Source organism: Pseudonocardia sp. TMWB2A, assembly GCF_017312135.1.
Genome location: NZ_QKQY01000002.1, coordinates 4,850,838 through 4,871,035, shown reverse-complemented (window position 1 = coordinate 4,871,035; position 20,198 = coordinate 4,850,838). Strand labels below are relative to the sequence as shown.

At 74.4% G+C, this 20,198-nt stretch carries 19 protein-coding genes; 9 read left to right on the top strand and 10 right to left on the bottom strand.

Annotated features, from left to right (window positions below; genetic code table 11):
* Window positions 1-224: 224 nt before the first annotated feature.
* From DMP17_RS37370 to DMP17_RS37350, 5 genes are all read left to right on the top strand, one after another.
* Window positions 225-1,553, top strand: coding sequence for a phenylacetate--CoA ligase family protein (locus DMP17_RS37370; protein WP_337831983.1), 1,329 nt, complete (start codon window positions 225-227; stop codon window positions 1,551-1,553).
* A gap of 38 nt (window positions 1,554-1,591) precedes the next feature.
* Window positions 1,592-1,852: a hypothetical protein gene (locus DMP17_RS37365; RefSeq protein ID WP_226366367.1), complete on the top strand. Its 261-nt coding sequence runs from the start codon at window positions 1,592-1,594 to the stop codon at window positions 1,850-1,852.
* A gap of 71 nt (window positions 1,853-1,923) precedes the next feature.
* On the top strand, window positions 1,924-4,155 hold the full coding sequence (locus DMP17_RS37360; RefSeq protein WP_337831982.1) for an indolepyruvate ferredoxin oxidoreductase subunit alpha: 2,232 nt from the start codon (window positions 1,924-1,926) through the stop codon (window positions 4,153-4,155).
* Window positions 4,155-5,852, top strand: coding sequence for an indolepyruvate oxidoreductase subunit beta family protein (locus tag DMP17_RS37355; RefSeq protein WP_226357996.1), 1,698 nt, complete (start codon window positions 4,155-4,157; stop codon window positions 5,850-5,852). Before DMP17_RS37360 ends, DMP17_RS37355 begins: the two co-directional genes overlap by 1 nt.
* Before the next feature lies 1 nt (window position 5,853).
* Window positions 5,854-6,279 (top strand): RidA family protein, encoded by a 426-nt coding sequence (locus DMP17_RS37350; RefSeq protein WP_226357995.1) that lies wholly within the window; start codon window positions 5,854-5,856, stop codon window positions 6,277-6,279.
* Between the two features lie 484 nt (window positions 6,280-6,763).
* Here DMP17_RS37350 and DMP17_RS37345 read toward each other — a convergent pair whose 3' ends face one another.
* From DMP17_RS37345 to DMP17_RS37335, 3 genes are all read right to left on the bottom strand, one after another.
* Complete coding sequence (locus DMP17_RS37345) at window positions 6,764-7,603, bottom strand: PaaX family transcriptional regulator (RefSeq protein ID WP_226357994.1); 840 nt, start codon at window positions 7,601-7,603, stop codon at window positions 6,764-6,766.
* A gap of 98 nt (window positions 7,604-7,701) precedes the next feature.
* Entirely contained in the window at window positions 7,702-9,225 is a 1,524-nt protein-coding gene (locus tag DMP17_RS37340) for a flavin-containing monooxygenase (protein ID WP_337831981.1), read from the bottom strand.
* Between the two features lie 5 nt (window positions 9,226-9,230).
* Window positions 9,231-10,022 (bottom strand): SDR family oxidoreductase, encoded by a 792-nt coding sequence (locus tag DMP17_RS37335; RefSeq protein ID WP_337831980.1) that lies wholly within the window; start codon window positions 10,020-10,022, stop codon window positions 9,231-9,233.
* A 151-nt stretch (window positions 10,023-10,173) separates the two neighbouring features.
* On the opposite strand from DMP17_RS37335, the gene DMP17_RS37330 reads away from it, so the two are divergent.
* The 3 genes from DMP17_RS37330 to DMP17_RS37320 all read left to right on the top strand — a co-directional run bounded on the left by DMP17_RS37330 (window position 10,174) and on the right by DMP17_RS37320 (window position 13,632).
* On the top strand, window positions 10,174-11,148 hold the full coding sequence (locus tag DMP17_RS37330; protein WP_337831979.1) for an AraC family transcriptional regulator: 975 nt from the start codon (window positions 10,174-10,176) through the stop codon (window positions 11,146-11,148).
* 99 nt (window positions 11,149-11,247) lie between these two features.
* A complete protein-coding gene (locus DMP17_RS37325; RefSeq protein WP_224401959.1) occupies window positions 11,248-12,021 on the top strand; it encodes a cyclase family protein in 774 nt (257 codons plus the stop codon).
* Window positions 12,022-12,024: 3 nt separating this feature from the next.
* Window positions 12,025-13,632 carry a phytoene desaturase family protein gene (locus tag DMP17_RS37320; RefSeq protein WP_226366364.1) on the top strand — a complete coding sequence of 536 codons (1,608 nt, stop codon included), beginning with the start codon at window positions 12,025-12,027 and terminating at the stop codon, window positions 13,630-13,632.
* A gap of 42 nt (window positions 13,633-13,674) precedes the next feature.
* Here DMP17_RS37320 and DMP17_RS37315 read toward each other — a convergent pair whose 3' ends face one another.
* The 5 genes from DMP17_RS37315 to DMP17_RS37295 all read right to left on the bottom strand — a co-directional run bounded on the left by DMP17_RS37315 (window position 13,675) and on the right by DMP17_RS37295 (window position 17,832).
* The gene (locus tag DMP17_RS37315; protein ID WP_337831978.1) at window positions 13,675-14,643 is read right to left on the bottom strand and encodes an AraC family transcriptional regulator; all 969 of its coding nucleotides are present in this window, start codon (window positions 14,641-14,643) and stop codon (window positions 13,675-13,677) included.
* A gap of 13 nt (window positions 14,644-14,656) precedes the next feature.
* Window positions 14,657-15,757, bottom strand: a complete 1,101-nt coding sequence (locus DMP17_RS37310) for an LLM class flavin-dependent oxidoreductase (protein WP_226357989.1) — start codon at window positions 15,755-15,757, stop codon at window positions 14,657-14,659.
* 109 nt (window positions 15,758-15,866) lie between these two features.
* On the bottom strand, window positions 15,867-17,156 hold the full coding sequence (locus DMP17_RS37305; protein ID WP_226357988.1) for an MFS transporter: 1,290 nt from the start codon (window positions 17,154-17,156) through the stop codon (window positions 15,867-15,869).
* A 144-nt stretch (window positions 17,157-17,300) separates the two neighbouring features.
* Window positions 17,301-17,534: a hypothetical protein gene (locus tag DMP17_RS37300; protein WP_226357987.1), complete on the bottom strand. Its 234-nt coding sequence runs from the start codon at window positions 17,532-17,534 to the stop codon at window positions 17,301-17,303.
* 49 nt (window positions 17,535-17,583) lie between these two features.
* On the bottom strand, window positions 17,584-17,832 hold the full coding sequence (locus tag DMP17_RS37295) for a hypothetical protein (RefSeq protein WP_226357986.1): 249 nt from the start codon (window positions 17,830-17,832) through the stop codon (window positions 17,584-17,586).
* Window positions 17,833-18,041: 209 nt separating this feature from the next.
* Between DMP17_RS37295 and DMP17_RS37290 the strand changes: the two genes are divergently transcribed.
* Window positions 18,042-18,236 (top strand): hypothetical protein, encoded by a 195-nt coding sequence (locus tag DMP17_RS37290; protein ID WP_226357985.1) that lies wholly within the window; start codon window positions 18,042-18,044, stop codon window positions 18,234-18,236.
* A 1-nt stretch (window position 18,237) separates the two neighbouring features.
* Here the strand turns inward: DMP17_RS37290 and DMP17_RS37285 are convergent, their stop codons facing one another.
* Window positions 18,238-18,966 carry a response regulator transcription factor gene (locus DMP17_RS37285; protein WP_337831977.1) on the bottom strand — a complete coding sequence of 243 codons (729 nt, stop codon included), beginning with the start codon at window positions 18,964-18,966 and terminating at the stop codon, window positions 18,238-18,240.
* Entirely contained in the window at window positions 18,963-20,087 is a 1,125-nt protein-coding gene (locus DMP17_RS37280) for a sensor histidine kinase (RefSeq protein WP_337831976.1), read from the bottom strand. The genes DMP17_RS37285 and DMP17_RS37280 overlap by 4 nt, the downstream gene beginning before the upstream one ends.
* Between the last annotated feature and the right edge of the window lie 111 nt (window positions 20,088-20,198).

Sequence of the window (20,198 nt, the reverse complement as noted above, 5' to 3'; positions counted from 1 at the left end):
GTCGTGTCGTTGACGGTGACCACTGAAACACGATGAACACGGCCTCGGCAAGCGTGCCTGCACGATCTGCGTCATGCGGACAGTGCTCGCGTTTCGTGGCCATGACGTGCTGATCTCGGCTGTGATCGGAGCGTCCGAGGGGGTTGCCCGCTCCGGTGACCGCATGCTCTGATGACTGCCGTCACGTCAGCGATATACGGCTCGTGCCGGGAGAAGGGGACGCCGTGACCGACCAGCGGTTCTGGAACCCCAAGACCGAGCTCATGCCGCGCGCGGAGCTGGTCGAGCTGCAGCTCGCGAAGCTGCGCCGGGTCCTGGCCTGGGCGAAGAACCGCAGCCCGCACTACCGGCGCACCCTCGCCGGCGTCGACCCGGACCGGATCCGCACCCGCGACGACCTCGCCCGCATCCCGTTCCTCACCCGCGAGGAGTGGATGGCCTCGCAGGAGGCGCACCCGCCGTTCGGCGAGCTGCCGGTCACCGGCGCCCACGACGCGATCCGGCTGCACACCACCTCCGGCACCTCCGGGCGCACCCCGCTGCGTGCGCTGGACTCCCGCAAGGACTGGTCCTGGTCGGCGGAGATGTGGTGCTACGCGCTCTGGGGCGCCGGAGTCCGCCCGCACGACGTCGGCTACGTCGCGTTCGGCTACGGCTCGTTCATCGGGTTCTGGGGCCTGCACAACGGGCTGGAGAAGATCGGCGCGCTGACCATCCCGGGCGGCGCGCAGTCCACCGCCCAGCGGGTGCGCCAGATCCACGACTTCGGCGCGACCGTCGTCGCGTCCACCCCGACCTACGCGCTGCGCCTGGCCGCCGAGGCCGAGGAGCTGGGCATCGACCTGGTGAACGGCCCGGTCCGCCGCGTGATCCTCTCCGGTGAGCCCGCCGGGTCCATCCCGGAGACCAAGGCGCTCATCGAGCGGAAGTGGGGCGCGGCGGCCTACGACACGGCGGGCATGACCGAGGTGTCGACGATCGTCATGTTCACCCCGGCCGAGCAGCCCGGCGGCTGCCACGTCATCGAGGACCACCTCCTGGAGGAGGTGATCGACCCGGAGACCGGGCGCGAGGTCGGCTACGGCGAGCGCGGCGAGCGGGTCTGCACCTCCTTCGGGCGCTCGACCACCCCGCTGCTGCGCTACCGCACCGCCGACCTGGTGGTGAAGGTCCCCGGCTCCCGGACGACGTCCGGCCGCACCTGGGACCTCTACGAGGGCGGGATCATCGGCCGGGTCGACGACATGAAGCTCGTCCGCGGCACGAACGTCTACCCGGGCGCCGTCGAGGCGATCGTCCGGGGCTTCGACGGGGTCGAGGAGTTCCAGATCCGCATCTCCCGCCCCGGTGACCGCGACGAGATCGAGCTGCTGCTCGAGCCCGCGGCGACCGTGGACGACACCGGGTGGGACCTGCTGTCCGGGCGGGTCGCCGCCGAGCTGGCCGACTCCCACGAGGGCCTGCGCTTCCACGTGCGCCGCGCCGCGACCGGGGAGCTGCCCCGCTTCGAGCTGAAGGCCAAGCGGCTCACCGACCTGCGTCCGGCCGTCTGACCGGGCCCGCCGCCGACCCGACCCGCGAGGAGCCCGCCATGAGTACGACCAGCACCACGACCACCGCGCCGCCCGCCCCGCGTGCCGCCGCCGACCGGGCGACGGACCTGCTCGGCGCCCCGCTCGACGACGCCGAGCAGGCCCTGCTCGACGTCTACGACCGGATCGTCGCCGCGCTGCGCCGCGACGACCTCCCGCCCTGCGTCGCCGCGAACCTGCGCGCCGCGCTCGCCCCGGTCGCCGTCGCCGTCACCGATCTCGGCCTGCGCTTCGAGCACCTGACCGACCTGGGCGTGTAGCCGCGCGGCGCGCTCCGCGCAGCGCCGATCGGACAGCGACCACGCCCACGGGATAGGCGCCACGCGATCCGGTGCCTAGCGTCGGTACCGACGACCACCCCCACCACCACGACCACCACGACGAGAGGACGGCCATGGCCGAACGGTCCTTCGCCGCCGAGGTGCAGAAGCTGCGCGCCGGAGCCGGCGAGACACTGCACGTCGAAGGCATCCTGGCCGTGACGAAGGCGCTGCTGCAGTCCGGCGTCGCCTACGTCGGCGGCTACCAGGGCGCGCCGATCTCGCACCTCATGGACGTCCTCGGCGACTCCCGCGAGATCCTCGACGAGCTCGACGTCCGGTTCGAGAACTCCGCCTCCGAGGCGACGGCCGCGGCCATGCTGGCGGCGTCGGTGCACCACCCGCTGCGCGGCGCGATCACCTTCAAGTCCCCGGTCGGCACGAACGTCGCCTCCGACGCGCTGGCCAACCTCGCCTCCGGCGGGGTCACCGGCGGTGCGCTGGTGATCCTCGGCGAGGACTACGGCGAGGGCTCCTCGATCATGCAGGAGCGGGTGCACGCGTTCGCGATGAAGTCGCAGATGTGGCTGCTCGACCCGCGCGCCAACACCACCGCGATCGTGAACGCGGTCGAGTCCGGGTTCGCGCTGTCCGAGGCGTCGAACACCCCGGTGTTCCTGGAGCTGCGGCTGCGGTCCTGCCACCTGCACGGCGGGTTCGTCGCCAAGGACAACGTGCGGCCGCCGATGACCGTCGCCCAGGCCGCGGACGCCCCGCGGCGCAGCGTCGACCGGATCGTGCTGCCGCCCGCGTCGTTCGCCCACGAGCGCGAGAAGCTGGAGGACCGCTGGCCCCGGGCGGTCGAGTTCATCCGCGAGCACGGTCTCAACGAGCTGTTCCCGGGCGACGGCACCGCCTCCGACGTGGGCATCATCGTCCAGGGCGGGCTGTACAACACGCTGAACCGGTCGATGGAGCTGCTCGGGGCCTCCGACACGCTCGGCCGCACCCGCGTCCCGACCTACGTCATGAACGTGACCTACCCGGTCGTCGACTCCGAGATCGTCGAGTTCTGCTCCGGCAAGCGTGCGGTGATCATGGTCGAGGAGGGGCAGCCCGACTACATCGAGCAGAACCTGCACGCGATCCTGCGCCGCGCCGACGTCCCGACGGTGCTGCACGGCAAGGACATGCTGGCCGCGGGCGGCGAGTACACCGCCCAGGTCATCACCCGCGGCCTGGAGCAGTTCCTCGGCAAGTACGCCCCCGACGTCGTCACCCACCGGCCGTCGCTGCTGCGCGACCCGGCCGACCCGGCGAGCCCGTTCGCGCCGCGGGTCGCCGCCGAGGTCGTGCGCCCGCGCCCGCCGGGCCTGTGCACCGGCTGCCCGGAGCGCCCGATCTTCTCCGGCCTCAAGCTGGCCGAGCGCGAGACCGGGCAGCACCAGATCTCCGCCGACATCGGCTGCCACCTGTTCGCCATCAACGCCCCGTTCGACCTGGGTGCGACGACGATGGGCTACGGCATGGGCGCCGCGGGCTCGGCCGCGCTGGCCGGCGGCGACGCTGAGAAGCGACCGGTGTCGATCATGGGCGACGGCGGGTTCTGGCACAACGGGCTCGTGTCCGGCGTCGGGAACGCCGTGTTCAACAAGTCCGACCAGGTCATGGTGGTCGTCGACAACGACTACGCGGCCGCCACCGGCGGGCAGGACGTGCTGTCCAGCCACGCCGACCTGGAGCGCCGCTCGACCAAGCACCCGATCGAGAAGGCCGCGCGTGGTCTCGGCATCACCAACGCCACCACGATCGACCACACCTACGACGTCGCCAAGGTCCGCGACACCTTCCTGAAGGCGTTCCGCCGCAAGGAACGCGGGCCCGAGCTGCTGGTGATGCAGTCGGAGTGCCAGCTCAACCGGCAGCGCCGCGTGAAGAAGGACCGCGCCGCGAAGCTGAAGCGCGGCGAGCGTGTCGTGCGGGAGCGGTTCGGCGTCGACCCGGAGACCTGCACCGGCGACCACGCCTGCATCCGGATCTCCGGCTGCCCGTCGCTGACGATCACCGACAACCCGGACCCGCTGCGCACCGACCCGATCGCGACCGTGCTCGACTCCTGCGTCGGGTGCGGGGTCTGCGGCAACAACGCCCACGCGGCGGTGCTGTGCCCGTCGTTCTACCGCACCGACGTCGTCGACAACCCCACGGCCGGTGAGCGGGTCCGCGCCCGCCTCCGGTCCTGGTGGATCACCCTCGTCGGGCGCGGCCTCGACCGCCGCGCCGCCCGGATGGAGGCAGCCTGATGCCCACCGTGATGCCCGCACCGGCGGGTCCCACCGGATCCTGGTACACCGGGACCCGCCCGATCACCCTCGCGATCCTCGCGATGGGCGGCGAGGGCGGCGGGGTGCTCGCCGACTGGGTCGTCGCCGTCGCCGAGGCCGCCGGCTACCACGCGCAGACCACCTCGGTCGCCGGCGTCGCCCAGCGGACCGGGGCGACCGTCTACTACGCCGAGCTGCACCCCCCGGTGCCCGGGACCGACTCGGCCGACGGCGCGGGCCGGGCCGAGCCGGTGCTGTCGGTGTTCCCGACGCCCGGCGAGGTCGACGTCGTCGTCGCCTCGGAGCTGATGGAGTGCGGCCGCGCGGTCCAGCGCGGCTTCGCCACCCCCGACCGCACCACGCTGATCACCTCGACCAACCGCGTCTACTCCATCGACGAGAAGATGCACCTCGGCGACGGCCGCGTCGACTCCGCCGAGCTCGTCGCGGCGGCGGGCCGCGCCGCGCAGCACCTGGTCGCCGCGGACTTCGCCGCGATCGCCGAGGAGCACCGCAGCGTGATCTCCGCGGCGCTGTTCGGGGCGCTCGCCGGGTCCGGGGCGCTGCCCTTCTCCCGGGACCGCTTCGAGCAGGCCATCCGCGACGCCGGCAAGGGCGTCGAGCCGAGCCTGGCCGCGTTCGCGGGAGGGTTCGACGCGGCCACCGCCGCGCTCGCGCCCGCCCCGCCCACGCCGCCCGCGCCCCGCGCACCGGCGACGGTCGACATCGCGATCGGCCCGCGGCCCGTCTCCGCCGAGGAGCGCAAGGAGCGCGAGGAGGCGCGGCGCAACGCCGTCGCCGCGACCGACCCGGAGTCACTGGTGGGGGAGGACCTGCGCCCGCTCGCCCGCACCGTCGCCGACCTCCCGGCCGCGGCGCGTTCCACGGTCCTGCACGGGCTCGTGCGGACCGGCGTCTACCAGGACCTCGACTACGCCGCCCGCTACCTCGACCGGGTCCGCGCGTTCGCCGCCGTCGACCCCGACCCGTTCGGCGACGCCCGTCTCACCACCGAGGCGGCCCGGCACCTGGCGCTGTGGATGTGCTACCAGGACACGATCCACGTCGCGCTGCAGAAGACCCGTGCCCGGCGGCTCGAGCGGGTCCGCGACGAGGCCGGGGTGAGCTCGGCGCAGCTGTCCCAGGTGCGCGAGTACCTGCACCCACAGGCCGAGGAGATCACCGACACGCTGCCGTACCGGCTCGGGAAGGTGCTGCGCCGCTCGAAGGCGTTCACCCGCACCGTCGACCGGGTCACCCGCGAGGGCATGGTCCTGAACACCACCTCGGTGACCGGCTACGCGATGCTCGCGACGATGGCGCGGATGCGGCCCCTGCGGCCGCGGTCGCTGCGGTTCGTCGAGGAGCAGAAGGCGATCGAGGCATGGACCGCGCTCGCGCTCGACACCGTCGCCGCCGACGCGGACCTCGCCGTGGAGATCCTCGTCTGCCAGAAGGTCCTCAAGGGCTACGGCGAGACCTACGCCCACGGCAACGACAGCTTCGCCCTGCTCAGCCAGGCGGCACGGCAGCTGCGCGGCCGTGACGGCGCCGCCGCCACGCTCGCCCGGCTCCGCTCCGCGGCACTGGCCGACGAGGACGGCGCGGCCCTGCGGGCCCAGCTGTCCGGGGCCGGCCTGCCCACCACCGTTCCGTCGAGGAAGAGGAAGCACTGACATGACCACCGGCACCACGACCGGCACCGCGTCCGACGTCGAGCTCATCAACCCGGACACCCTGGCGAAGCCGTCGGGCTTCACCCACGCCGTCCGCCACGGCGACACCGTCCACCTCTCCGGCCAGACCGCGATGGACGCGACCGGCCGGATCGTCGACGGCGACATCGTCGACCAGTTCCGGCAGTCCCTGTCCAACGTCGTCACCGCCCTGCGCGCCGCGGGCTCCGAGCCCGGGGACCTGCTGTCGGTGCGGATCTACCTGCTCGACGTGCCCGGCTACCAGGCCCGCGGCAAGGAGATCGGCGCCATCTGGAAGGAGCTGTGCGGGCGGACCTACCCGGCGATGACCGGCGTCGGGGTCACCGCGCTGTGGCAGCCCGAGGCGCTGATCGAGATCGAGGCGGTCGCGGCGCGCCGGGTCTGAGCGCGGCCCACGGCCGTCGGAGTCCCGCGAGCGCCGGGTCCGGATCACCACCGGGCCCGGCGCTCCGACGTGCGTGGGGCGTCCCGAGACACGGGATCGCCCCATGGACGGCGGCTCACGGGCGTCCGACCCGGCCGGCCTCCAGGACCCAAGGCGGTCGCCTTCTGCCGAACAGTTCATCCGATGAACGGTTTCCGGTGCAGGACCCCGTCGACCGACACTTCCGCGGGGGCGGGACCGGCCGTCGGGGGCACGGGGCCGCCATGCGGAGGCCGAACATGACACCTCGGCACGGGGTCGGCGATCGGAACAGTTCACCGTACGAAGGGTTCCTGTGAACTCGCTTACCCCGTAAGCGAATTCGCTGAGGTCGATCCCCCGAGCCACGGTCGGAGCCGTGAGCCGGGACCGCGCGTGGACCGTCGCCACGTCGGAACGCGGATGACAGGCCGGGCCGGGGTGGTCGGGACGGGACAGGGGCGGCTCAGGCGTCCAGGACGCTGCTGACGTGCTCCCGCGCCGGACCGGCGAGGCGGGCGCGCAGGTCGCCGAAGAGCTCCTCGGCGCGGTCGCCGACCCAGCTCTCGGGCAGCGCCTCCAGCGGCAGGCCCGGGTCGAGGTAGGGCAGGCGTCGCCACACCGTCACGAGCGTCACGAAGTCGGCGAAGGCCTGCTCGGACTCGCCGTCGGCGTCCCGCCAGGCGTGCAGCACCGGCTCCTGACGGGCGACGAAGGCGGAGTACTGGCCGGCGAGGGCGTCGAGGTCCCACCAGGACGCGACGGTCTCCCGCAGCGGGCGGCCGGCGACGTGCCGGCTCCGGAACAGCTCGGTGTAGCCGCGCAGACCGGCGCGGTCCAGGGCGTGCGAGACCTCGGCCTCCAGGTGTGCCGGGGCGACCCACAGGCCCGGTGCGACCGTGCCCAGGCCGAGCCGGATCAACAGGCTGCGCAGCTGATGACGCTGGTCGCGCGCCGACTCGGGCACCGAGAAGGCCACCAGCAGCCAGCCCTCCCCGGCGCCGGCGCGGCGGCGGGAGAAGATCCGCTCGTCGCCCTCGGCGAGCACGTCGGCCAGTGCGGGGGACAGCCGGTACCCGGCGGCGCCGCCGACCTTCTGCGGTTCGAGGAGGCCGCGTCGCTTCAGCCGGGACACCGCGGAGCGGACGGCCTGGCCGTCCACCCCGAGCCCGCCGAGCAGCCGCACCAGCGACGACACCGACAGGGCCCCGCCGCGCTCACGTGCGTAGAGCCCGTACACCGACACGATGAGCCGACGCGGGGGGACGGGAGCGAGGATCTCGTCCGGTTCGGCGACGGTCGTCACGACGACATCGTACGGGCGTGCCCGCACCCCCGGACGAGGGCGACGCGCCGCACCGTCCGGGAAGGACGGTGCGGCGCGTCGCGGGGGAGCGGAGCTCGTCACCCCGCGGCCCGCAGCGGGGTGGCCCGGGGCCGGGGCGCGTCCGCGGTGACCGGTGCGTGCCGGGCGGTCAGGTCGGCGGTGATCCGGGCGTAGGCACCCGGGTCGACCGGCAGCAGCCACTCGCCGAACCGGCGACGGCGGCCGATGCCCGCCCCGAGGTCGGACAGCATCTCGTCGATGTTGTGCAGGGAGAACGGGATGATGTTCGTGCCGCGGGCGTGCTTGCCCTCGGTGCGCTCCTCCATCCAGCGCAGCCGCTCCTGGACGAACGCCCGGCGCTCCTCCACCGACGGCAGGTCGATCCCGCCCGCCAGATGCACACCGATCCACAGCGCCGCGACCTCGGCCGACAGCGGGGACAGGAACGACGAGTTGTACCCGCAGAAGCTCAGGTCCGCCACGGTGTGCGGGTGGATCTGGCGGTAGAGCTCGAAGTTGCCGCGCTCGTCGACCAGCCGGTCCCGCACGTCCTGGGACAGGAACGGCACCCGCTGGTGGAACCCCGTCGCCGCGACGACGACGTCGGCCGGGACCTCGGTGCCGTCCTGCAGGATCGCGACGGGCCTGCCGTCGCGGGCACCGAGCGCGCTGATGAGCGTGTCCCGGTGGACGGTGATCGAGCCGTCGGCGACGGCCTCGTAGAAGCCCTCGGTGGCCAGCGACACCGTGGACCGCGCGATGTCCTCCAGCGACCCGTCCGGCACCAGGCCCAGCTTCTGCAGCTTCAGCTGCCGCACGATCTGGCCCTGCAGGCTCGACATCATGCCGTTGCGGACACCCCGCCCGGCGCCGTGCAGGAACTTCTCGAAGCCGACCAGGTGGGCGTAGCGGAACAGGCCCTCGCCGAGCCGGGTGAGCAGCAGATACTTGTAGTTCAGGGCACCGCCGATCCGGCGCGGCATCTTCCACAGCAGCTCGCGCGCCACGACCGTCGTCGAGCGGGACACCGAGTCCAGCGCCACGGCCACGTCGCAGGAGGACTTGCCGTAGCCGATCACGACGACGTCGCGGTCGCGGGCGTCGTCGATGTCGGTGAAGTCCGACGGCGCGCAGTACCGCCCGCCCGCGGCGCGGTACTCCTCGGTGCCCGGGAACGGGGGCAGGAACGGCTCGGAGAAGATCCCGTTCGCGACGACGAGGTGGTCGAACTCGCCCACCCCGGCGGCCGCTCCGGCGGTGGTGACGGTCCAGCCGCCACCGTCGCGCGGCTCGGCGGACAGCACCTCGGTGTCCGTGCGCACCAGGTCGCGGATGCCGAAGTGGCGGGCGTAGGCCTCCAGGTACTCCTGCACCTGCTGCCCGCTCGGCCACTCCGGGTAGTGCTTCGGCATCGGGAAGTCCGACAGCGAGTAGGTGCCCTTGTCGTTCTGGGTGGTCAGGCCGGGGTAGCGGCGGCTGGCGCTCCACACCCCGCCGACGTCCGGCGCCTTCTCGAACACGGTGACGTCGTGACCGAAACCGGTCAGGACCTTGGCGGAGGAGAGGCCGGCGAATCCGGCCCCGACGACGGCGATCTTCATGGTGGTCACTCCGAAGCGGTCGCGAGCTGGGGGATGGCGGGGACGGCCTGCTCCGGGCCCATGGCGGAGTAGCCGCCGTCGACGGCCCAGTCCGCGCCGGTGACGGCGGAGGCGGCCGGGGAGAGCAGGAAGGCGACGACGGCGCCGACCTCGTCCGGGTCGGCGACGCGGCCGGTGAGGTGGAACGGGGCGGCGACGCGGTCGGTGTGCGCGCGGTCGGAGCCCGACAGGTCGTCCATGATCTTCGACCAGGTCCAGCCCGGCGAGACCGAGTTGACCCGGATCCCGTCGGCGGCCAGGTCCATGGCCATCGAGCGGGTGACCTGCACCAGCGCCGCCTTGGACGCCGGGTAGACCCACCGGCCGGTCTGGGCGACCTTCGACGAGATCGAGGTCAGGTTGACCACCGCGCCGCCGACCGCGGCGAGGTGCGCCCGAGCGGTGCGGGTCGTCTGGACGGTGCTGACCAGGTTGACGTCGAGGGCGCGCAGCCAGTCGGCGCGGACGGTGTCGGCGCCGTCGTCGAGGTAGCTGCACGCCAGGTTGACCAGGCCGTGCAGGCCGGACGGTGCCGCGACGGCGGACACGCACGCGTGCACCGCGTCGTCGTCGGTGATGTCGGTGAGGTGGAACGAGACGCGCCCGCCGAGCTCGTCGAGCAGCGGCTTGGCGCCCGCGGCGTCGACGTCGGCGATCGCGACCGTCGCACCGGCGGCGTGCAGGGCGCGGACGACACCGTGCCCGACCAGGGTGGATCCGCCGGTCACGAGGATCGTGCGGCCGTGCAGGTCAGTCATGGGAGCCTCCGAAACAGAACGGTCATCTAGCGGACCCGTGATGGCAGTCATCTTTTGGCTATATAGTCGGGGTGACTATCCCCACCACGCGGTCGCTGTCCGGGGGACGCGGCCGGGACGACGGAGCCGGGGTCGAGCACGAGGAGGTGCCATGACCGAGGTGCTGAGCGGTTTCTGCCGGGTGCACTCGCCCGATCTGGAGGAGGCGCGCGAGCGCGTCGGCGAGGTGTTCTGCCCGCACCGGCTCGAACCCGTCGACCGCGGCATCCCGACGCCGGTCCGGTTCAACACGGCCGGGTTCGGGGCGGTCGGGCTGTCCTACCTGTCCTACGGCGCGTCGGTGCGGATCCGCCCGCAGCCGCTGCGCTCGTTCGTCCTGGTGCAGATCCCGCTGTCGGGCCGGGCACTGGTGCGCACCGGCGGCACCGAGGTCGTCTCCGACCCCACGACGGCGTCGGTGCCCGACCCGGACGCCGGGCTGGACATGACCTGGGAGGCCGGCAACGAGCAGCTGATCGTGCGGGTCGAGCGCGCGGCCCTGGACGCCCAGCTGCACCGCATGCTGGGGCGGCCGCCGTCGAAGCCGCTGCGCCTGGCGACCAGCGTCGACCTGCGGACGCCGGCGGCGCGGTCCTGGCTCTCGACCGTCGACATGGTCCGCACCGACCTCGACGGGCCCGGCGGCCTCACCCACCCCGTGCTGCGCGCCCAGGTCGAGCAGCTGCTGATGAGCCAGCTGCTCGCCGCGGTGCCGCACTCGGCGACCGAGGAGCTGCTCGCCGTCGCCGGCCCGGCACCCGCGGTGCCGAAGGTGATCCGCCGGGCCGAGGCGCTCATCGAGGGGCACGCGCGGGAGCCGCTGACCGTCGACGACGTCGCCGAGGCCGTCGGGCTGTCCGTGCGCAGCCTGCAGGAGGGCTTCCGCCGCCACCTCGACACCACGCCGACCGCGCGGCTGCGCGACGCCCGCCTCGCCGGGGTGCGCACCGAGCTCGCCGACGCCGACCCCACCCGGTGCACCGTCTCGCAGGTCGCCGCGGACTGGGGGTTCGGGCACCTCGGCCGGTTCGCCGTCGCCTACAAGGAGCGGTTCGGCGAGTCGCCGTCGGACACCCTGCGCGGATAGGCCCACGCCGCGCGGACAGTCACCGCGCACAACGGATGGCCGCACACGCATCGGTGCGACGAAGCTGTCCGGCACGCCCCGCCCGACCTGGAGGTCCCCGTGTCCGTGCTCTCCGCCCTGCTCGACGCCGCCCGTTCCGGATCGGTGCGGGTCGTCGACCTGACCACGCCCTTGCAGTCCTCGACGCCGATCCTGGAGCTGCCCGAGCCCTTCGGGCAGACCAGCCGGTTCGAGCTGGAGGAGATCTCCCGCTACGACGACCGTGGCCCGGCCTGGTACTGGAACAACATCCGCACCGGTGAGCACACCGGCACCCACCTCGACGCGCCGAACCACTGGATCACCGGCAAGGACGGCCTCGACGTCTCGCAGGCGCCGCTGTCGACCCTCGTCGCGCCGGTCGTGGTGATCGACCGGACCGCCGAGGTCGAGAAGGACGCCGACTACCTGCTGCAGATCGCCGACGTGCAGGCGTGGGAGGCCGAGAACGGCCCGCTGCCCGAGGGCGGCTGGCTGCTGCTGCGCACCGGGTGGTCCGCCCGCGGTGAGGACGAGGCGGCCTTCGCCAACGCCGACGAGAACGGCCCGCACACCCCCGGCGTCGCACCGGAGTGCGCGCGGTGGCTGGCGCGCGAGACCCCGATCACCGGCCTGGGTGTGGAGACCGTCGGCACCGACGCGGGGCAGGCGCCGAACCTGGAGCCGGCGTTCCCGTGCCACTCGGAGCTGATGGGCGCCGACAAGTGGGGCCTGACCAGCCTGCGCAACCTCGACCAGCTCCCGGCGACCGGCGCGGTGCTCGTGGTGTGCCCGCTGCCGATCGTCGGCGGCTCGGGCAGCCCGGCGCGCGTGCTCGCGCTCGTCGAGGGCTGAGCCGTGCACGCCACGTACGACGCCGTCGTCGTCGGCGGCGGGATCAACGGCCTGGCGGCCGCCGCCCGGCTGGCCCGGTCCGGCTGGTCGGTCGCCCTCGTCGACGACCACGACCGGATCGGCGGGTTCGTCGCCGCCCAGGAGCAGGACGGGTTCGTCCGCGACACCTGGTCGAGCTGGCACCCGCTGTTCGTCACCGGCCCGGCCTACGCCGCGTTCGGTGCGGACCTGCACCGGCACGGTCTCGCCTACGCCAACACCGACGGCCCGCTCACCGCGACGGTCGCGGGTGACGGCTCGGTCGCGCTCGCCCACCGGTCGGTCGACGAGACCGTCGCCGGGTTCGCCGAGGCCGCCGACCGCGACGCCTACCGCGCCATGATCGACCGCTTCGGTGCGCACGCCGCCGGGATCGGCGGGCTGCTCGGCTCCGAGCTGCACGCCCCCGGCACGCTCGGCCCGGTCGCGACCCTGGCCCGCGCCGCGGGCGTCGCCGGGATGGAGACCTACGCCCGCGACACGCTGACCTCCGGCCGGTCCTGGATGCGCGCGCGGTTCGCCGGTCCGGAGACCGACCGGCTCTGGGCGCCGTGGCTGCTGCACGCGGGCCTGGCCCCGGACTCCGCGTCCGGCGGGCTGATGGTCCCGATCTTCGCCGCGACCATGCACGGCGCCGGGCTGCCGGTCGTCGCCGGTGGGGCGGGCCACTTCCTCACCGCCTGGGAGCGGCTGCTCGACGAGCTGGGCGTCGCCGTGCACACCGGCCGCCGGGTCGAGCGGGTCACGGTCGGGTCCGGGCGCGCGACGGGCGTCGCCGGCGACGGGTTCGCGTTCCGGGCGCGCCGTGCGGTGCTGGCCTCGGTGACCCCGCCCGCGCTCTACGGCTCGCTGCTCCCGCCCACCGTGGTGCCCCCGCCGGTGGCCGAGGCCGCCGCCCGCTACCGCCCCGGCCGCGCCGCGATGCAGATCCACGTGACGCTGTCCGGGCCGGTCCCGTGGGCCGACGCCCGGCTGGCCGGGGTGCCGCTCGTGCACGTCTCCGACGGCTCGTCCTCGACCGGGATCGCCTGCGCGGAGGCGGAGGCGGGGCTGCTGCCGCGCCGGCCGACCGTCGTCGTGGGGCAGCAGCACGTGCTCGACCCGACCCGGGTCCCCGAGGGTGCCGCCGCGCTGTGGCTGCAGCTCCAGGAGCTGCCCTTCGCCCCGGTCGGCGACGCGGCGGGCGAGCTGGACACCGCCGACGGCTGGGACCGCAAGCTCGCCGAGGGCTACGCCGAGCGCGTCCTCGACCGGGTCGCCGCGCACGCGCCGGGCCTGCGCGAGCTCGTCGGCCGGGTCGACGTGCTCGACCCGACCGCGATCACCGCGCACAACCCGAACGCACTGTGCGGGGACCCCTACGCCGGGTCGGCCGAGCTGGACCAGAACTTCTGGTGGCGCCCGCTGCCCACCTCCGGCGGGCACGCGACGCCGGTGCCCGGGCTGTGGCAGATCGGCGCGTCCACCCACCCCGGCCCGGGGCTGGGCGGGGCGTCGGGGTTCCTGGTCGCCGACCGGCTCGCGACCCCGGGGCCGGTGGCCCGGCTCCGCGGGCGTCTCACCGGGCGCTGACCCGACGCTGCTCCTCCGATCCCGCCGAGATCGGAGGAGCGGTCACCCGCGACGACGCCGGGCGGTCTCCGAGGGCAGCTCGCCGTAGCGGTCGCGGTAGTCGTGGGCGAACCGGCCCAGGTGGCCGAAACCGCAGGCGTACGCGACGTCGGAGACCGGGGCGTGCCCGTCCTCGACGAGCACCCGGTGCGCCCGGGCCAGCCGGACCTCCCGCAGCGCCGTCGCCGGGCCGGTGCCGAGCCGGCGGCGGAACTCCTCCTGCAGCCGTCGCACACCGACCCCGGAGGCGCGGGCGATGTCGGCGACGGTGACCGGCTCGGCGTGGTGTGCCTCGATCCAGGCCAGCGCCCGGTCGACGGCGTCGGCGGGCCCGGCGGCGGCCTCGTCGCGCAACGCGTCCGACGCCGTGTGCGGCTGGGTCAGCAGCACCGCGGTGAGCAGCTGCTCCGACAGCACCCGGCGGACCAGCGGCGCGGGCCGCCCGCCGCACTCGGTGAGCACCGCGCACGTGGTGCGCCAGGCCTGGTCGAGCAGCGCCGGCGGCGCGGCCGGCGTCGCCGCCCCCGGCGGGAGGAACCGCAGCGCGTGCCCGGGCGGGCGCCCGGTGAGCGCGGCCAGCTGCTCCTCCAGTCGCCCCGCACCGGCCGAGACGACCAGCGCCCCGGCGACCGGGTCGGGCTCCATCAGGGTGTGCGCGTCGGCGGCCAGCACGAACGGCCCGGGCACGATCCCGCCGTCGGCGATGCCGGGGGCGCGCACCCGCATCGGGCCCAGCGGCACGGTGAGGGCGAACCGGTTGCGGGTGGGGAAGGCGTCGACGGTCACCTCGGCGCCGTAGCGCACGAACGCGACGTTGACGCCGTCGAGCCCGGCGACCGCGACCGCCCCGTCGGGACGGCCGCGGCGCACACCGATCTCGTGGACCACCGTGACCTGGGCGACCTCGTCGCGCAGCTCGGCGAGGCGGTCGCTGCGCCGCGCCGGCAGGGCGGGCGACGACGGCTCGGTCACGGTCACCTCCGGCTCAGACCGGGAGGCGGATGCCCCGCGCCTCGAGCCGGGGGAGCACCTCCTGGGCGAAGTATCCCAGCTCACCGAGGTAGTCGACGAACGACAACGTCATACCCGCGAACCCCGCCTCGTGGAAGGCGACGATCCGGTCGGCGACCTCGTCGGGGGTGCCGACGAGCGGGCAGGAGCCGTGCCCCGCGGCGAAGCGGTGCCGGAAGGTCTCCAGCATCTCGGGGGTGAAGGACTGCGCGTGCATCCCCTGCAGCCGCATCAGGTTCTCCACCGCGGCCCAGTCGGCGTTCTCGTCGGCGTAGTACCGCAGGTAGTCCTCGGCCTCGGCGCGGGTGGGACGGCAGACGACGTGGCCGAGGGTGAACGTCCCGACCCGGCGGTCGTACTGCTCGCGGGCGCGGTCCCGGATGCCCGACACGATCGCCGCACCGTCCTCGGGCCCGCCGACCACGGTGAACGCGACGTCGGCGTTGCGGGCGGCGTAGTCGCGGCCCTGCGGGGACGACCCGGCGTTGAGCACCGGCAGCGGCCCGTCGTGCGGCTTCGGCATGCCCTCGACCCCCTCGAGCCGGAAGAAGCGGCCCTCGTGGTCGAAGCGGCCCTGCTCGGTCCAGATCCGGTGGATGACGTCCCACCACTCCTGGGCCAGCTCGTAGCGGGCGTCGTGGTCGGTGGGCAGGGTCGCGCCGAGAGCCCGGTACTCGGGCTCGTTCCAGCCGGCGACGATGTTGATCCCGGCGCGCCCCTGCCCGACGAGGTCGGCGGTCGCGAGCTGCTTGGCGACGACGACCGGGTGGTGGAAGGCGGTGTGCACCGTCGCGAAGACGGTGATCCGCCGGGTGCGGGCGAGCAGCGCGGCGGCCAGCGTCGTCGGGTCCAGGACGCCCTCGTGGAAGTTGGTCTCGCCGCCGTAGCCGATCCAGCGGGCGATCGGCAGCAGGAAGTCGATCCCGACCTCGTCGGCCAGCTCGGCGAGCCGGAGGTTGTCCTCCCAGCTGCCCGACCAGCGCTCCGGCACGCGGGTGACCGCGAGGCCGGAGGAGCAGTTGGCGGAGAACAGCCCGAGCTTGAAGCCCTTGCCGTCCGCGACGGGCTTGACCATGGTCGCTCCTGGGATGGGGTCGTGGAGTGGTGCGGCGAGTGTGGGCGGCGTCGCACCCACTCCACGATCCGATCCGCGCGGCCGCTGGCCGGACCGCGCACACCCACTGTTACGTCTGCGTGGCGGCACCCCGCGGCACCAGCGCCATGACGATCGCGCCCAGTACGGCGGGGATCGCGAAGGCGAGGAAGTTCGCGGCGAACCCGGCCCCGGTCGCCATCACGACGCCGCCGTAGAGCGGGCCCGCGATGGCCCCGATGCGGCCGATCCCCAGTGACCAGCCGAGTCCGGCGGCGCGCAGGTGCTCCGGGTAGAAGGTGGCGGTGTAGGAGTTGACGATGATCGTCGTGCCGATCGTGCAGGCCCCGGCGACGGCGATCAGGCCGAGCAGCACCGGCGTCGGGAAGCGGTTCATCAGCAGCAGGATCGACGCCGCCGCGGTGAGGAACATGCCGGTGACGACCGGGCGCGGCCCGACCCGGTCGGCGAGCGCCCCGAGCAGCGGTGCCCCGACGATCGCGCCGAGGTTGAGCGCCAGCAGGAACGCCAGCGCCCCGCCCAGCGGGTAGCCGGCCTGGCGCATGATCTGGGCGAGCCAGGTGTTGAGGCCGTAGACCAGCAGCAGCCCGAACCCGGTGCCGACCCAGAACAGCAGCGTCCCGCGCAGGTGGTGGCGGTCGAGCAGCGCCCGCAGCCCGGCGCGGCCGGTGCCGGCCGGGGCGTCGCCGGGGACGGGCATCCCGTAGCGGGCGGCCAGCGCGGCCGCCTCCTCGCGGCGACCGCGCCCGACCAGGTAGGACACCGACTCCGGCAGCGCCACGGCGACGACGACGAGCAGCACCGCGCCGACCCCGGCGCCGATCCAGAACAGCGCCCGCCAGCCCAGCTGCTCCAGCAGCACGATCCCGGACAGCGCCGCGACGACACCGCCGACGGAGTAGCCGGAGAACATCAGCGCGTTCGCCGCGTTGCGCCGCCCGGCGGGGGCGTACTCGACGGTCAGCGCGATCGCGGTCGGCACCACCCCGCCCAGCCCGACGCCCGCGACGAAGCGCAGCAGCCCGAACACCTCCGGCGAGGGCGCGAGCGCGCACAGCGCCATCGCGATCGAGAACCAGGCGATGCAGAGGATCATCAGCCGCCGCCGCCCGATGCGGTCGGTGACCGTCCCGGCCAGCAGCGCGCCGACGAGCATGCCGACCAGCGCCAGCGAGCCGATCCAGCCCGCGGTGCCCGCATCGAGGGCCCACTCGCCGGAGATCAGGGTGGGCAGCACGGTGCCGTAGACGATGAGGTCGTAGCCGTCGACGACGATCGCCGTCCAGCACAGCGCGATGACCCAGGCGCGGGAGCGGGTCCCGGTACCGGGTGGTGCGGAACGGTCGGACACGTCGGTCATGCGTACCTCCTCGGACGGCTTCGTCGAGGACGCACCTTATGTCGCTTACGTGCCGCGCGTCACCATCCGGGCATGACGAACCGTGTCCGGGTCCGGTCGCGCTGTGTCCGGACCCGGACGGCCCCGCACCGGCGGGGTGCCGGGTCAGTCGGTCGGGGCGTCGACCCCGGTCCCGGCGTCGTCCGGCTCCCCGGCTCCCCCGACGGGTTTCGGCTCGGCCGCGCCCTCGGACGTGGTGTCCGCGGACTCCTCGCGGTCGGCCTCGGTGTCCCCGGCGTCGATCCGCTGGCCGAGCACCCGTTCCTCGAGCTCGTCGAGCGCACGTTCCGGGTCGATCGGGGGGCTCGCGCGTCCGGTGTCGTTCTCGTCGTCACTCACTCGACGGGGATACCCGGACCCCGCGAGGCCCATACCGGCAGCGGGAGGCTCAGAGTCCGACGGTCGGCTGGTCCAGGCGGACCCGGGCCAGGCGCTCCACCAGTTCGGGCAGCGCGCCCACCGGGCTGCCCCGCAGGTCGTCGCAGGCCTGCGCGACGGCGGCGACCACGGCGTCGCGGCTGATGGCCGGGCCGAGCTCGTCGAGCAGCCGGCTGACGGCGTCGGTGGCCCGGGCGAGGTCCGGCGTCACCGCAGGCCACCGGCGGACCGGCGGCAGGTGCACGTCCGACGACGACACGAACGGAGTCCGGAACGGATACCCATCTGCGTGTCGGTCATGACGATCCTTCCGTCGATCTTCACCCGGCCGAGGGGTGGTTACCCCGGGAGCGGGCACCTCAATCGCGTCGGGACGGGTGAACCCGCGACCACGGAGCGCGATCATGACACCCTGTCTCGTTCTGAGACGGACCGCGTGACGCCCCGTCCGGCGGGTACGACCGGGGCATGGACAACGATGCCCAGGACCCCCGGGACGCACCCGACCCGGCAGGCGAGCAGTTCGAGACCGAGCAGAACACGGTGGAACGGCAGGCACCCGGCCGCACCGCCGACGAGGCGGGCACCGAGCCGGGCGTGCTGCCCGACGACCCGCCGTTGGTCGGGGAGGACACCACCGCCGCGCCGCCGTCGGACGACTGAGTCAGGCCCCGTCCTGCTCGTCCCGTCCCCGTGGCGGGTCGAGCAGGCCGTGGTGCAGGGCCCGCAGCACCGCGCGGGTCCGGTCCCGCGTCCCCAGCTTCGCCAGCACGCTGGACACGTGGTTCTTCACCGTGCCCTCCGCCAGCACGAGGACCTGCGCGATCTCGCGGTTGCTGTGCCCGGCGGCGAGCAGCCGCAGCACCTCGACCTCACGGGCCGACAGGTCCTGCGGGGCGAGACCGGACACGTCGTCGGACGGGGGCGGGCCGTCGCGCACCGCCCGCAGCAGCCGGTCGGTGACGGCCGGGCTGATCAGGGTGCCGCCGTCGGTGAGGGTCCGCACCGCGCCGACGAGCTGGTCCAGGGTCACGTCCTTGAGCAGGTAGCCGCGGGCCCCGGCGCGCAGCGCGGACAGGACCAGCTCATCGTCGTCGAAGGTGGTGAGGACGAGCACCGGCACGTCGAGCCCGCGCGAGCGCAGCTCGGCCAGCGCCCACAGCCCGTCGTGACGCGGCATGCGCAGGTCCAGCAGCACCACGTCCGGCTCGTGCTCGGCGACGGCGGCCACCCCCTCCGCGCCGTCCCCGGCCTCGGCGACGACCTCGACGCCACCGGCCAGGCCGAGCAGCCCGCGGATGCCGTGGCGGACCAGGGTCTGGTCGTCGACGAGCACGACGCGGACCGTCGTGGCCCCCGGTCCGGCACCGCCCGGGCCCGCACCGGCCCTCACGGCAGCACCGCGGTCACGGCGAACCCGCGCGGTGCGGCCGGGCCCCAGTCGACCGACCCGCCGAACGCCCCGGCCCGCTCGGCCAGGCCGCGCAGCCCGTTGCCGGGGACCGCGCCGGCGGCGGCGCCACGGCCGTCGTCGCGGGCGGCCAGCCGCAGACCGCCGCCGGGCACGGGGGACAGGTCGATCCACACGGTGTCGGCGTCGCCGTGCCGGATGGCGTTGGTGAGGATCTCCTGCACGCAGCGGACCACCGCGAGGGTGCGCTCCTCGTCGGCGGCGACCCCGTCGGCGACGCGCACGTGCACCACCGGGCGGGGCAGCTGCTCGCCGATCCGTTCCAGGGTGGCGGCCAGGTCGGGGGCGCGGCTGCGCAGCTGCCCGACGGTCGTGCGGACGTCGGCAAGCAGGTCACCGGCCAGCGCACGGGCCCGCGCGACGTGCCCGCCCGGGTCGTCGCCGGTGTGCGTCGCGATCTCCAGCTCCAGGGCGAGCGCGGTGAGCTGGTGCCCGACGAGGTCGTGCAGCTCCCGGGAGATCCGCAGCCGCTCCTGGGTCCGGCTGGTCTCGGCGAGCGCGGCGCCCGCGGCCGCGAGCTCGGCGTGCGCGGCGGCGAGGCGTCGTCGCGACGCCTCCTCGCGGTGCAGCGCCACGATGAGCAGCACCGAGGCGCTCTGCAGCAGCAGGTAGATCGCGCCGGTGACCGCCGCGACCTGCACCGACCCGCCCGCGACCAGCGTCGCCGCGGCGGCCACCCCGACGTTGCCGACGACGATCGCGGCGGTCGCCGGGCCCCGCAGGTGGTAGGTGGAGACGGACGCGGTGACGACCAGGAAGATCGGCAGCCAGCCGAACTGCGCGCCGAGCAGGACCAGCGACGCCGAGGCGAGCACCATCAGCGCGAGCAGCGCGCGGGCCGCGACCGCCCCGACGACCTCGTCCAGCCAGCCTCCCACCACCAGTGCGAGGAGGAACGCGGCGTAGGCGGCCCACCACAGCCACGGCGGGCCCAGGGGGCTCGCGACCCCGGCGGCCTGCTCCAGCGCCACCGGGACGGCGAGGATGCCGCACAGGACGGTCATGATGAGCCCGGCCACGACGTTCGGGTCGATCCGGCGCATACCGGACACGGTAGGGCACGGTGCGGCGCGGCACCGGTGCCGGAAGTCATGGTCCGGGGTCACGACGTCCGGCACTGACCCCGGCGCCCGCCCGGCCGCCACCGTGGACGG